Source organism: Vibrio sp. Y42_MX_L11 (assembly GCF_024181785.1).
GTDB lineage: Bacteria > Pseudomonadota > Gammaproteobacteria > Enterobacterales > Vibrionaceae > Vibrio > Vibrio diabolicus.
In genome coordinates this window covers 84,169-97,958 of the sequence record NZ_JAMZAP010000008.1, presented here as the reverse complement: position 1 = coordinate 97,958, position 13,790 = coordinate 84,169, and the positions used below count along the sequence as shown (strand labels likewise).

Here is a 13,790-nt window from a genome sequence, read left to right as displayed (position 1 = left end):
TGAAAGCACAACACTAATCAGTGTCGGAAAAATTACTCCAAGCCAATTCCATGAGCTTGGAGTTAAAGCTTAGACTATGGCACCTGTGTTACCAGATTAGACCTGCAACCAAAACGTTACTGGACCGTCATTCACCAAGGACACTTTCATATCGGCAGCGAAGCGGCCACGCTGTGTGGGTAAAACTTCTTCACACAAGTCAGAAAAGTAATCATACAAGCGCTCTGCATCCACAGGATGCGCACCACGAGAAAAGCCAGCTCGCGTGCCTTTTTTTGTATCCGCAGGCAGCGTAAATTGAGAAACCACCAGCACTTTACCTTCCACCTGTTTAACGTTCAGGTTCATCTTGCCTTCGTCATCTTCGAACACACGGTAGGTTGTAACACGCTCCATTAAACGCTTTGCTTTAGCTTCATCGTCGTCCTTCTCTACGCCCAATAAGACCAGCAGACCACGATCAATTTCTCCTACGACTTCACCATCCACGCGGACGGCTGCTTCACTGACTCGTTGAATTAGCGCTATCACTACTCTCGCTTCCTTCATCTGTTAACTGAGATTCAGCGGTCGAGTGTATCATGTCTAAATCTTCACTCCAGTGCTCTCGCTCACCAAGCGCAGCCGTAACTTCCGCCCCCAATAACACGATCATCCAGCATAAATACACCCAAACAAATAAGATAGGAATCGCCGCTAACGCGCCGTAGATGAGCTGATAAGACGGAAACTGAGTGATGTAAAGCGCAAAGCCTTTTTTACTCAACTCGAACAGTATCGCGGCGACTGCTGCCCCCATGGCACCATGAGCGAGGTGTACTTTTTTATTCGGCACTAGAATATACAAGCCAAGAAAAGCAAAAAAGGACAGCAACAACGGTAGCCAACGCAGAAATAAATTAAACGCACCAGATAATGTCTCGTTCTCTAAAATTTGCAGCGAAGTCACGTACGACGTCGCCGCAATACTCGCACCGACCATGATCGGCCCTAACGTGAGTACCATCCAATACATAGAGAATGAAAAGACTAAACGGCGCTTGTCTTTAACTCGCCAAATGTAGTTTAAGTTCTTATCAATGTTGGAAATCAGCATGACCGCTGCGATGAATAAAAACCCACCGCCAACCGCGCTCATTTTGCCCGTATTCGCCACAAATTCCTGTAATGCCGTATGTACAGCTTCTCCAGAAGCTGGCACAAAATTCTCAATAATGTAGCCTTGCAGCACCTCACCAACGTTCGCAAAAACGGGAAATTTCGACAATATTGATAACAATACCGTCAGCATTGGCACGATGGATAACAAGGTAATGTAGGCAAGATAGCCCGCGTTCACATTCACACGGTCATGCGTTAATCGCTTAAGAAGATACTTAAAAAACGCGACGCAACTTGGCAGTAGATTGATTAATCTCGCCTTGTAACTCTCTGATAACTGGTTCATAGTTCATCCCATAATTAGCGCCGAGGACATAAGAATGCCTTATTTATTAGCAATTGTACTATCAATTTTCACTTTAACAGGGTGTCAATCTGCTTATTACTCAGCAATGGAGCAGGTTGGGTATCATAAACGAGATATTATGGTCGACCGCGTCGAAGATGCCAAAGAATCTCAACAAGATGCACAAGAAGAATTCACCAGTGCACTTGAAGCCTTGTCTGCGATCACCAACTTTGATGGTGGTGAGCTAGAAAATGTCTACAACAACATCAATGACAAATACGAAGATAGCGAAAAAGCGGCTCAAGACGTACGTGACCGTATTGCTGCGATTGAAGACGTATCCGGCGCACTGTTTGATGAGTGGCAAGATGAGCTAGAGCTGTACTCGAGTGCGAAACTGCGTCGTTCAAGCGAGCAAAAACTACGTGAAACCAAAGCCTCGTACAAAACCATGCTTAGCGCTATGAAGCGTGCAGAGAAAAAGATGACACCGGTACTGGATACGCTACGTGACAACACGTTGTACTTAAAACACAACCTTAACGCCAGTGCGATTGGTTCTTTGCAAGGTGAGTTCTCTAGCTTAGAGAAAGACATTCAGTTTGCGATCAAACAAATGAACGAAGCGATTGCAGAGTCCGATAAATTCCTACAAAAGCTCAATCAAAAGTAAATGATTTAGACCTCCTCCTAGTGAGGAGGTTTTAGTCGGCGACCTCACCGAGTAAACCGATGACTCTTCGAACAAAGCCTACCCTCTCTGGTACAGTTCCCCATGGCACTTCTACCACTTCATAACCCAACTCAGTATAGACACTCACTAACGACTGATGAATCTCCAATGCTTCTTCAAAGCTGTGCGGACGCACTTCATCTTGTACGTAAATGGATGCTTCAGGTCGACAAGTAAACACCTGACTATGGTACCCAGCGCTTTCGGTTAAGAAAGCTTGGTCAACCTTACAGCCGCCCACTTGTAGGTATGCAATGATGTCGGGGATGGCGCGATCAACAAACGCAACATCATGACAACGCGCATCACTCTTTTGTTTGTCCATCAACCCAAGGCATAACTTGGCAAATTCAGGTAAATTCGTCCACGGCAAAATACCATTTTCTAACTGGCTTTGCTGCTCAATCAAGTCGCGAGACCCTTCAGGAAACGTGGCATAACCACACGCGTCTAGCGCATTCAGCAGTGTTGTTTTTCCCGCACCAGGCCCACCGGTGATAATAATCGGGTTCATATTCAACTCCAGAAAACAAAAAGCCCCGAGCATAACTCGAGGCTTCTTCTTAATTGAATCGCTTAACGAAAATTATTTCGCGCCACGAGAAGCACGCTTACGGTCGCTTTCCGTTAGGAACTTCTTACGGATACGGATGCTTTCAGGCGTTACTTCTACTAGCTCGTCGTCATCGATGAATTCTAGTGCTTGCTCAAGAGTCATCTTGATAGGCGGAGTAAGAACCTGTGCGTCATCTGTACCAGATGCACGAACGTTGGTTAGCTGCTTACCTTTCAGTGCGTTTACCGTTAGGTCGTTGTCACGGCTGTGAATACCGATAACCATACCTTCGTAAACTTCAACACCGTGACCGATAAATAGACGACCACGCTCTTGAAGGTTGAACAGTGCGTTAGTTAGCGCTTTACCCATCGCGTTCGCGATTAGTACACCGTTTACACGTTGACCGATGTTACCGCCTTTGTGAGGGCCGTAGTGATCAAACGTATGGTAAAGAAGACCTGAACCTGAAGTCAGTGTCATGAATTCCGTTTGGAAACCGATCAGACCACGTGATGGCATAACGAAGTCCATACGCACACGACCTTTACCGTCTGGAGACATGTCTTTCAGCTCACCTTTACGTAGGCCGATGTTCTCCATGATGCCGCCTTGGTGCTCTTCCATTACGTCGATAGTTACCGTTTCGAACGGTTCCATCAACTGACCATCTTCTTCTTTGATGATTACTTCTGGACGAGATACTGCTAGCTCGAAGCCTTCACGACGCATGTTTTCGATCAGGATAGAAAGGTGAAGTTCACCACGACCTGACACGCGGAATTTATCTGGATCGTCTGTTTGCTCAACGCGTAGTGCAACGTTGTGTACCAGTTCCTTCTCAAGACGCTCAAGGATGTTACGTGACGTTACGAACTTACCTTCTTTACCCGCGAATGGAGACGTGTTTACTTGGAACGTCATCGTTACTGTTGGTTCATCAACAGACAATGGTGGTAATGCTTCTACTGCGTTTTGTGCACAGATAGTGTCAGAAATTTTCAGCTCGCCAAGACCAGTGATTGCGATGATATCACCCGCGTTAGCTTGTTCCACTTCGTGACGCTCTAGGCCAAGGTAGCCCATTACTGTACCCACTTTACCGTTGCGAGTTTTACCGTCAGCACCAATAATGGTTACCTGCTGGTTTGGTTTAACGCTACCACGAGTTACGCGAGCCACGCCGATAACACCAACGTAAGAGCTGTAGTCTAGCTGAGAAACTTGCATCTGTAGTGGACCATCAAGGTCAACATTTGGCGCGTCAACAACATCAACGATAGTTTGGAATAATGGTTCCATGTTCTCGCCAGTTTCGCCTTCTTCTAGAGAAGCCCAACCGTTAAGTGCTGATGCGTAAACTACTTTAAAGTCTAGCTGGTCATCAGTTGCACCTAGGTTGTCGAATAGATCGAACACTTGGTCCATAACCCAATCAGGACGTGCACCAGGGCGGTCAATCTTGTTGATTACAACGATTGGTTTTAGACCGTGAGCAAACGCTTTTTGTGTTACGAAACGCGTTTGAGGCATTGGACCATCAACAGCGTCAACGATAAGTAGTACAGAGTCTACCATCGACATGATACGCTCAACTTCACCACCGAAGTCCGCGTGTCCCGGAGTATCTACGATGTTGATACGGTAATCGTTCCAGTCGATTGCTGTGTTTTTAGCAAGAATGGTAATACCGCGCTCTTTCTCGATGTCGTTCGAGTCCATGACTCGCTCTTCAGCTTCACCGCGAGACTCAAGCGTGCCTGATTGTTGTAGCAGCTTGTCAACCAACGTGGTTTTACCGTGGTCAACGTGCGCGATGATCGCGATATTTCTTAATTTATCAATCTGTGGAGTAGCCATGGATATTGATTCACTTAGATAGATGAAATGCCCCCACGCTGAGAACGGGTGCTCTCTGGCGACATTTGCTGATTAAAAAAACGGCCATAATGTACCAGATTTTAGCAAAAAGCCTAGAAATATGTGATCTACTCCCGAGCATTTCTGCGATTTTTACGCTTAATGCCCATTTTCTTCCTCAGAACGAATTGATTAAACGCAACTTTATTCTAATCGATGCATAATTCAAATTGACTCTTGCTCAAAAACTGGGCTGAATACGCAATGTACCTGTCACATTATGGTGCAATAATGATTTTTGGCACCATAATAGTGCAAGCAAAGATCATTTTGGTGCAAGCAAGTGCACCAAACTAGCATTCAAAAACACAATTGCTTGAAATTAATGGAATATTTTTTTTGGCACGGTTTTGGCTTTAGTTAAAACAGCATCGATTAATGAAAAGTCAAATTGATTAATCAATGCCAGGTTTCATGAATAATTCATAAATCGAGCTTTTACCGCTTATTAACACTGGAGGTTATCCAAGATGTCAGTAGAAAACGTTCTATCGCTGATCCAAGAAAACGAAGTTAAGTTTGTTGACCTACGCTTCACTGATACAAAAGGTAAAGAGCAGCACATTTCGATCCCTGCTCACCAAATCGACGCAGACTTCTTCGAAGAAGGTAAAATGTTCGATGGTTCATCAGTTGCTGGCTGGAAAGGTATCAACGAATCAGACATGGTAATGATGCCTGACGCATCTTCTGCTGTGCTTGACCCATTCACGGAAGACGCAACACTAAATATCCGTTGTGACATCTTAGAGCCTGCAACAATGCAAGGCTACGACCGTGACCCACGCTCTATCGCAAAACGCGCTGAAGACTTCATGCGTTCTACAGGTGTTGCAGATACTGTACTTATCGGTCCTGAGCCAGAATTCTTCCTATTTGATGACGTGAAGTTCTCGACAGACATGTCAGGCTCTTTCTTCAAAATCGACGACGTAGAAGCGGCATGGAACACAGGTTCTGACTACGAAGAAGGTAACAAAGGTCACCGTCCAGGCGTTAAAGGTGGTTACTTCCCAGTAGCTCCAGTAGATTCATCTCAAGACATCCGTTCTGCTATGTGTCTAGTAATGGAAGAAATGGGTCTTGTTGTTGAAGCGCACCACCACGAAGTGGCAACGGCGGGTCAAAACGAAATCGCAACTCGTTTCAACACGCTAACAACCAAAGCTGACGAAATCCAAATCTACAAGTACGTTGTACACAACGTTGCTCACGCGTTTGGTAAAACAGCGACGTTTATGCCTAAACCACTTGTTGGCGACAACGGCAGCGGTATGCACGTTCACCAGTCTCTAGCAAAAGATGGCGTAAACCTATTTGCTGGTGACAAGTACGGCGGTCTATCTGAAATGGCGCTTTACTACATCGGTGGTATCATCAAACACGCTCGTGCAATCAACGCATTCGCTAACCCATCAACAAACTCGTACAAACGCCTTGTACCAGGCTTCGAAGCACCAGTAATGCTAGCTTACTCAGCGCGTAACCGCTCTGCTTCAATCCGTATCCCAGTGGTACCAAGCCCGAAAGCACGTCGTATCGAAGTTCGTTTCGGTGACCCAGCGGCGAACCCATACCTATGTTTCGCAGCAATGCTTATGGCTGGTCTTGACGGTATCAAGAATAAGATCCACCCAGGCGAAGCGATGGATAAAGACCTTTACGATCTTCCAGCTGAAGAAGCAGCAGAAATCCCAACTGTTGCATACTCACTAAAAGACGCGCTAGCAGAGCTAGATGCTGATCGTGAGTTCTTAACAGCGGGCGGCGTATTCTCTGACGACTTCATCGATTCATACATCGACCTTAAGTCTCAGGACGTAGAGCGTGTGAACATGACAACTCACCCTGTTGAGTTCGAACTTTACTACTCTGTGTAAGGTCGACACTGTGTAAAATGTAAACACAGCAATAAAATATTAGGCTCGCCTCGCAGGCGGGCCTTTTTTGTATTCGCCACTCAAGCTTCGACGTTTAACATGAGGGGATAATAAAAATACGCTTAGAATTTTTCCTTACAGGTCAAAGAGCTAAGCCATTGAAACGTGAAATCATCGAACAAGAGAAGGTGAGCAATGAAAGTTCAGCTTATTCCATCACTGTGTGCACTCAGCGGATTGTTAATCGCCTCTATCGCCTTCGCGCAGGTCGCGTATACGTGGGTAGATGAAAATGGCGTGGTTCACTTTAGTGATACGCCAAACAAAGGAGCAAAAGCGATCGCACTGCCAAACCTTGAAGCCAGCGCACCAGCTCCTGAGGTAGAAAGTACTGAATCGCTCGCACCTCAGACTACGCCATCTACTGCATCACAAAACAAGCCAGAGAAAACAACCGATCAGCCTCTCCCATTACAACTCTCGATGCTGACTCCCAAGCACAACGAGACCATCCGCAGCAATCGAGGCATCATCAATATTCAATTAGAAACCAATCGCAAGCTTGGTATCGGTGAGCAATTGCAATTGTTACTCGATGGAAAACCTTATGGTGCACCACAAAACCATATAGTGTGGCAGTTAAACAATATTGACCGAGGCACTCACACACTTGCTGTGCACGCGAAAAGAAGCGGCAAGCTTATTGCATCTACTAGCCCTATAACGGTGCATTTACATAGAGCAAGTGTTAAGCCGACCGTAAAAGGGGCAAAATAGAATATCTGGTGAAAAAAATCACATCACAGCGATGCTTTTCACTTTTTCTTCTAAGATTTATTCGCCATACTTAACGTTCAATTGCACCATTATTGTGCATCGCACAATCTTAAAGCAAAACAAGGACGTAATGTGGATACCAGTCTTCCTAGTGCCATTCTCAACAATATGGTGACAGCAACGCTGATTCTTGATGATGGATTGGCCATCCGTTATGCCAATCCGGCTGCCGAATTGCTGTTTTCTCAAAGCGCCAAACGAATTATTGAACAATCACTTTCTCAATTGATTCAGCATGCGTCGCTGGATCTCGCGCTGCTCACTCAACCGTTGCAAAGTGGCCAAAGCATCACCGACAGTGACGTCACTTTCGTTGTTGATGGCCGCCCTTTAATGCTAGAGGTGACGGTTAGCCCTATCACTTGGCAAAAGCAGTTGATGCTTCTGGTCGAGATGCGCAAAATTGATCAGCAGCGCCGACTCTCTCAAGAACTGAACCAACACGCCCAACAACAAGCAGCGAAGCTGTTAGTCCGAGGGCTTGCACATGAGATTAAAAATCCGCTTGGCGGCTTACGCGGTGCGGCGCAATTGCTAGAAAAAATGCTGCCAGAGCCCTCTCTCACCGAATATACACACATCATCATTGAGCAAGCAGACCGTTTAAGGGCGCTCGTGGATCGATTACTAGGACCGCAAAAGCCAGGTAAGAAGACACAAGAGAATCTGCACCAAATTCTTGAAAAGGTTCGCCAACTGGTTGAATTAGAGTCACAACGCTCAATCATCATTGAACGAGATTATGACCCAAGCTTGCCAGAGATTTTGATGGATACAGACCAAATCGAGCAGGCAATGCTTAATATCGTCAGCAACGCCGCACAAATTCTTAGCCATCAAGAGCACGGGAAAATAACCATTCGCACCAGAACGGTGCATCAAGCCAATATTCACGGCAAACGCTGTAAACTCGCTGCTCGTGTCGAAATCACAGACAACGGCCCAGGTATTCCACCGGAACTACAAGACACGCTGTTCTATCCCATGGTCAGTGGCCGCGAGGGAGGAACTGGATTAGGGCTATCTATTTCGCAAAATTTGATCGACCAGCACAATGGAAAAATAGACGTAGAAAGCTGGCCTGGTCACACAACATTTACTATTTATCTGCCGATCTGAGTGCGCTAATGGACTTCAAGTCGCGTCAGTTTTTCGGTTTGCTGCAAGGATTACTACATGAGTAAAGGATATGTTTGGGTCGTTGATGACGACAGTTCAATTCGCTGGGTAATGGAGAAAACACTCTCCTCTGCCAACATCAAATGTGAAACCTATGCCGATGGAGAAAGCGTGTTAATGGCGCTCGAACGCGAAGTGCCGGATGTTCTAGTATCAGACATTCGCATGCCAGGTATTGATGGGTTGGAGCTACTAAAGCAAGTACAGCGCGATTACCCAGACCTTCCCGTGATTATCATGACCGCGCATTCAGATTTAGATGCGGCAGTGAATGCGTACCAAAAAGGTGCTTTTGAATATTTACCAAAACCTTTTGATATTGATGAAACTTTAACTCTGGTTGAACGAGCCATTGCACACAGCCACGAAAACAAACGCGAGCAGCTCTCTCCAGAAGACATTCCAGCAGAAACGCCTGAAATTATCGGTGAAGCACCAGCGATGCAAGAGGTGTTTCGCGCCATTGGTCGTCTTTCTCGCTCCTCTATTTCAGTCTTGATTAACGGTGAATCGGGCACGGGTAAAGAACTCGTTGCTCATGCACTGCACCGTCACAGTCCACGTGCTAACAAACCTTTCATTGCGCTCAATATGGCGGCAATTCCCAAAGACTTGATTGAATCAGAACTGTTTGGCCACGAAAAAGGCGCGTTTACGGGGGCAAACAATGTTCGTCAAGGACGATTCGAACAAGCCAATGGCGGCACTCTATTTTTAGACGAAATCGGCGACATGCCATTGGACATTCAAACTCGTTTGCTACGCGTTCTAGCTGACGGGCAGTTTTATCGAGTGGGCGGTCACTCTCCGATCAGTGTCGATGTACGAATTGTCGCGGCAACACACCAGAACTTAGAAAAGCTGGTGCAAGAAGGTGACTTCCGTGAGGACCTCTTTCATCGCTTAAACGTGATTCGCGTGCAGATCCCGGCACTGCGTGAGCGTAAGCAAGACATTGAAAAGCTTACACAGCATTTTCTTATCCGTGCGGCTGATGAGCTTGGTGTGGAAACAAAAACTCTCCACCCATCGACCGTGGAGATTCTTAACCGCCTTGATTGGCCTGGCAACGTTCGTCAATTAGAGAATATTTGCCGTTGGTTAACCGTTATGGCCAGTGGTAGCGAAGTGTTACCAAATGACTTGCCAAGCGAACTACTCGAAGAGAAAAAATCCATTTCAGACTCTGCACATGGTAGTTGGCAAGAACAATTGGCGGATTGGGCACGGCATTCACTCGCAGCAGGAGATAAAGAACTACTTTCTTACGCTTTACCAGAATTTGAACGCATTTTATTAGAAGCAGCCTTAGAGCACACTAAAGGTCATAAGCAAGATGCCGCTAAAGTATTAGGCTGGGGGCGAAATACACTCACCAGAAAATTAAAAGAATTGTACTGACAATCACTTACGTGGTGTGTTAACAACGAGCGTCGTTTGTCACTCGATATTAATAAAAACATCAGTACAATTGTGGCGCACCACCATCTATGTGATTAGGCGATGTCTACTGCTACGACTCAAATTACACTGCGTACTGCTGTTCTGATTCCATTTGTCATGATCTTCTTACTGGCGATCGGTGTCATTGTCTACGTCCAAAAACAAAGTTACGAAGAAGTGGTCACGGATATCAGTGACAAGCAACTTTCCGTGTTAACCGAAAGTGTCCACGACCACCTCAATAGCTATCTACGTAAGCCTTTTACTGCGGTTATGGCTCTCGCGCACAACGTCAGCTATCACAACCTTTATCGCCCTCACGATACCTCAGACATTCAAAACTACCTGCTAAGTGCATTCAAAAATCTTTACCAATCGATACCGCAGTTGGATGTAATCGCATTTGGTTCAGAAAACGGCGACTTTGCAGGCTTTCGCCGCGAACTTTCCGACGATTACACCTTAATGGTGCAAGATCGCCACACCGATGGTGATCTGGTTATTTATGGAACCAACCATGTGAGTAACAACATTCGAACGGTTATCTCCCAATACGATCCTCGCACTCGCCCATGGTATAAGCCCGTTGCAGAGAGCCAAAACGCCACTTGGTCTGAAATTTATACCAACGCTGATGAACGCCAGGATATTACGCTATCAGCCATGACGCCGGTGTACAAACACGACCAATTTGCTGGTGTTTTGGTGACAGACATTCGTATCAATACATTCAACGAATTCCTGCGCGAGTTAAAATACAACACTAAAGCGTCGGTCTACATCATGGACCCAGATCATCGTTTAATCGCTCACTCAGGCCCGGGAAGCGTCATCTCATGGGGCACAAAATTTTCGGATAAAGGGCAGCGTTTGCTTGCCGCTGAAAACGCAGACCCGATCATCAAAATCAGTGCGAGCCGAGTCCGGTCTTTCGATCTCAACAACACCAAGCAACCTTATACTTTTTCATTTGAACATGATGGCCAACGTATTTTCAGTCGGCTAACCCCGTATCGAGACCAAGACGGCTTAACATGGTTTATCGGCACCTCCATTTCGGAGTCTGAGCTTCTCGGCCTGTTACCAAAAAGCCAGCAAGAGAGCTGGCTCGTTGGCATTATTGTAAGCCTATTTGGTATCGCCATCAGTTGGATCATTTTCAACCGAGTTACCAGACCAATTAACGCGACGGCCGCCGCCGCTCAGCACCTGGCAAATGGGGATTGGGATAGCGGCATGCCAAAGCCTGGTTATGTGTATGAGACAACCGTACTGGTCCATGCTTTTAATGAAATGGCGAACAATCTAAGAGCGTCATTCAAAGCATTGCGTGAACAGTTGGTTTATGACTCTCTGACACGCTTATATAGTCGTCAGGGTTTGGTCGAAATCTGTGAAAATCAGTCTCATCTTTGTCACGGCAGTTTATTTTTACTTGGCATCAACAAATTTAGAGATATCAACGACAGTGTGGGTCATCACAACGGCGACCAGTTGTTGGTCAGCATCGCTAAAAGGTTAAAACAGCAGTTTCGTGACAACGCATTATTGGCTCGGATTGGTGGTGACGAATTCGCGGTGTTTCTCTCAAATGTCGACACGGAAACCAAAATTAAACAAACCGAGCGTCGATTACAGCAACTCTTTTCCACCCCATTTATGGTGGAAGGCGAGAATGTAGTGATGAAGATTTCACTTGGTATTGTACAAACCCAGCCAAACGAAACCATGCCTTTATGGTTACGCAACGCCAGCATCGCATTAAGTTACGCCAAACAAGACTCACTGACTGGTGTTTGTCACTACAGCCCAGAACTAGCGAGCGCTTCAAAGTTTCGTACACAAATGCTGACCAAGATCCAAACTGGCATTGAAAACCGAGAGTTTATTCCTCATTACCAACCGATTGTGGATCTCGACAGTGGCACAGTGTGTGGCGCCGAAGCACTTGCGCGTTGGCATAGCGACTCAGGTATGGTGTCACCATTAGATTTTATCCCAATCGCGGAAGAAAGCGGCATGATCAAAGCCATCGGCCAACAGATTCTGTTACAAGCTTGTCGCGACACTTACCAAGCGATCGAAAGCAAACAGTGGCCGTCGGACTTCCAACTGCATGTGAATATCTCCGTTAATCAACTATCTTGCCCAAGTTTTGTTGATACGGTGACAAGCGTATTGGATATCACGAAATTACCAGCAAGTAACCTCACACTAGAGATCACAGAATCACGTATCATTGATAGCGCACCGACCACACTAGAAAATATGACTAAACTGCGTGAAATGGGTATTGGTATCGCGATAGATGACTTTGGCACCGGCTACTCATCACTGGGTTACCTCCACTCTCTGCCGTTTACCTGCTTGAAGATTGATCGCACCTTCATTAATCAACTCACACAAGAAAACTTAAACAGTTCAGTCGTCGCTGCCGTCATCAATATCACAGCAGGTCTCAAAACTAATGTCGTCGCGGAAGGTGTCGAGGATAGCAATCAAGCACAATTACTGCGCTCTTTAGGCTGTAATCAGGTGCAAGGCTTCTACTACAGCCGCCCTATGCCACTAGAAGAATGGCCAACACATTTGGTGAACATGAAGTAGAAAAGAGCGAGAATCGTTGATTTCCTAGTCATCCTCTACTGACAATCTACCCAACTGTTATTTATACTTAACTGCAAATCTTACCCATGTATTGTCACAGATGATGTTTGGGCCCTGTTCCAGTTCATAACTATCCGGATCGACAAAATGATAACGAAGAACCTTCCTCTTACTGATTTGCACCGTCACCTCGACGGTAACATTCGTACTAAAACGATTCTTGAGCTAGGCCAAAAGTTTGGCATTGCCCTACCAGCGTACGATATTGAGTCTCTCACTCCTCACGTTCAAATTGTCGAAGCGGAACCCTCTCTTGTTGCTTTCCTTTCTAAGCTCGACTGGGGTGTTGCGGTACTGGGCGACCTAGATGCGTGTCGTCGTGTCGCGTACGAAAACGTAGAAGACGCGCTAAATGCACAAATCGATTACGCTGAGCTGCGTTTCTCTCCTTACTACATGGCGATGAAACACAAACTGCCAGTAGCGGGGGTTGTTGAAGCCGTCGTGGACGGTGTGCAAGCGGGTATGCGCGATTTTGGCGTGAAAGCCAACCTGATCGGTATCATGAGTCGTACATTTGGTACTGACGCATGTCAACAAGAACTGGACGGCATTCTGAGCCAGAAAGATCACATCGTTGCCGTTGACCTTGCGGGTGACGAGCTAGGCCAACCGGGTGATCGCTTTGTGTCTCACTTCAAGCAAGTACGCGATGCTGGCCTTGGGGTAACGGTCCATGCTGGTGAAGCAGCAGGTGCAGAGAGCATGTGGCAAGCAATCAATGAGCTGGGCGCAACTCGTATCGGTCACGGCGTAAAAGCGATTCACGATCCAAAACTGATGGATTACCTAACAGAAAACCGCATTGGTATTGAATCTTGCCTGACGTCAAACTACCAAACAAGTACGGTAGAAACGCTAGAAAACCACCCTCTCAAGCAGTTCCTAGAGCATGGCGTTCTTGCGTGTTTGAACACTGACGATCCAGCGGTTGAAGGCATCGAACTGCCATACGAATACGAAGTAGCGGCACCAGCCGCTGGCCTGAGCCAAGACCAGATTCGCCAAGCGCAAATCAATGGCCTTGAGATTGCGTTCCTTTCAGAAGCAGAAAAATCGGAACTGAGAGAAAAAGTAAAAGATCGCGCTTAAATCCAGCGAAAACATAAAAAAATGCCAGCATCT

At 46.3% G+C, this 13,790-nt stretch carries 11 protein-coding genes; 7 read left to right on the top strand and 4 right to left on the bottom strand.

The genetic code is table 11. From position 1 onward, the window contains the following. Nucleotides 1-96: 96 nt before the first annotated feature. Nucleotides 97-531, bottom strand: coding sequence for a D-aminoacyl-tRNA deacylase (gene dtd / locus NL643_RS10420; protein WP_005379282.1), 435 nt, complete (start codon nucleotides 529-531; stop codon nucleotides 97-99). Beyond that, on the bottom strand, nucleotides 503-1,447 hold the full coding sequence (locus NL643_RS10415; protein WP_005379281.1) for a virulence factor BrkB family protein: 945 nt from the start codon (nucleotides 1,445-1,447) through the stop codon (nucleotides 503-505). The genes dtd and NL643_RS10415 overlap by 29 nt, the downstream gene beginning before the upstream one ends. A gap of 34 nt (nucleotides 1,448-1,481) precedes the next feature. Between NL643_RS10415 and NL643_RS10410 the strand changes: the two genes are divergently transcribed. After that, nucleotides 1,482-2,123, top strand: a complete 642-nt coding sequence (locus tag NL643_RS10410; protein WP_005382972.1) for a DUF2959 domain-containing protein — start codon at nucleotides 1,482-1,484, stop codon at nucleotides 2,121-2,123. A 31-nt stretch (nucleotides 2,124-2,154) separates the two neighbouring features. On the opposite strand, the gene NL643_RS10405 is transcribed toward NL643_RS10410, so the two are convergent. Together NL643_RS10405 and typA are read right to left on the bottom strand one after the other, a co-directional pair. Then, nucleotides 2,155-2,697 (bottom strand): AAA family ATPase, encoded by a 543-nt coding sequence (locus tag NL643_RS10405; protein WP_031779018.1) that lies wholly within the window; start codon nucleotides 2,695-2,697, stop codon nucleotides 2,155-2,157. A 72-nt stretch (nucleotides 2,698-2,769) separates the two neighbouring features. Next, nucleotides 2,770-4,599, bottom strand: a complete 1,830-nt coding sequence (typA, locus tag NL643_RS10400) for a translational GTPase TypA (protein ID WP_005379276.1) — start codon at nucleotides 4,597-4,599, stop codon at nucleotides 2,770-2,772. 530 nt (nucleotides 4,600-5,129) lie between these two features. Between typA and glnA the strand changes: the two genes are divergently transcribed. The 6 genes from glnA (at nucleotide 5,130) to add (ending at nucleotide 13,757) form a co-directional block, all read left to right on the top strand. Continuing rightward, a complete protein-coding gene (gene glnA / locus NL643_RS10395) occupies nucleotides 5,130-6,539 on the top strand; it encodes a glutamate--ammonia ligase (RefSeq protein WP_005379275.1) in 1,410 nt (469 codons plus the stop codon). 195 nt (nucleotides 6,540-6,734) lie between these two features. Then, complete coding sequence (locus tag NL643_RS10390; RefSeq protein WP_042522597.1) at nucleotides 6,735-7,316, top strand: DUF4124 domain-containing protein; 582 nt, start codon at nucleotides 6,735-6,737, stop codon at nucleotides 7,314-7,316. A gap of 132 nt (nucleotides 7,317-7,448) precedes the next feature. After that, on the top strand, nucleotides 7,449-8,495 hold the full coding sequence (glnL, locus tag NL643_RS10385) for a nitrogen regulation protein NR(II) (RefSeq protein ID WP_017821940.1): 1,047 nt from the start codon (nucleotides 7,449-7,451) through the stop codon (nucleotides 8,493-8,495). A 57-nt stretch (nucleotides 8,496-8,552) separates the two neighbouring features. Continuing rightward, complete coding sequence (glnG, locus tag NL643_RS10380) at nucleotides 8,553-9,956, top strand: nitrogen regulation protein NR(I) (protein WP_017821941.1); 1,404 nt, start codon at nucleotides 8,553-8,555, stop codon at nucleotides 9,954-9,956. Nucleotides 9,957-10,058: 102 nt separating this feature from the next. Continuing rightward, nucleotides 10,059-12,605 (top strand): EAL domain-containing protein, encoded by a 2,547-nt coding sequence (locus NL643_RS10375; protein WP_064376870.1) that lies wholly within the window; start codon nucleotides 10,059-10,061, stop codon nucleotides 12,603-12,605. 147 nt (nucleotides 12,606-12,752) lie between these two features. After that, the gene (gene add / locus NL643_RS10370) at nucleotides 12,753-13,757 is read left to right on the top strand and encodes an adenosine deaminase (RefSeq protein WP_033905900.1); all 1,005 of its coding nucleotides are present in this window, start codon (nucleotides 12,753-12,755) and stop codon (nucleotides 13,755-13,757) included. The last annotated feature ends 33 nt before the right edge of the window (nucleotides 13,758-13,790 follow it).

Bases quoted from the DNA above. Each gene is read 5' to 3' on its own strand.
- NL643_RS10415 (WP_005379281.1), bottom strand. From the start codon at position 1,447: ATGAACCAGTTATCAGAGAGTTACAAGGCGAGATTAATCAATCTACTG.
- NL643_RS10410 (WP_005382972.1), top strand. From the start codon at position 1,482: ATGCCTTATTTATTAGCAATTGTACTATCAATTTTCACTTTAACAGGG.
- NL643_RS10405 (WP_031779018.1), bottom strand. From the start codon at position 2,697: ATGAACCCGATTATTATCACCGGTGGGCCTGGTGCGGGAAAAACAACA.
- typA (WP_005379276.1), bottom strand. From the start codon at position 4,599: ATGGCTACTCCACAGATTGATAAATTAAGAAATATCGCGATCATCGCG.
- glnA (WP_005379275.1), top strand. From the start codon at position 5,130: ATGTCAGTAGAAAACGTTCTATCGCTGATCCAAGAAAACGAAGTTAAG.
- NL643_RS10390 (WP_042522597.1), top strand. From the start codon at position 6,735: ATGAAAGTTCAGCTTATTCCATCACTGTGTGCACTCAGCGGATTGTTA.
- glnG (WP_017821941.1), top strand. From the start codon at position 8,553: ATGAGTAAAGGATATGTTTGGGTCGTTGATGACGACAGTTCAATTCGC.
- NL643_RS10375 (WP_064376870.1), top strand. From the start codon at position 10,059: ATGTCTACTGCTACGACTCAAATTACACTGCGTACTGCTGTTCTGATT.
- add (WP_033905900.1), top strand. From the start codon at position 12,753: ATGATAACGAAGAACCTTCCTCTTACTGATTTGCACCGTCACCTCGAC.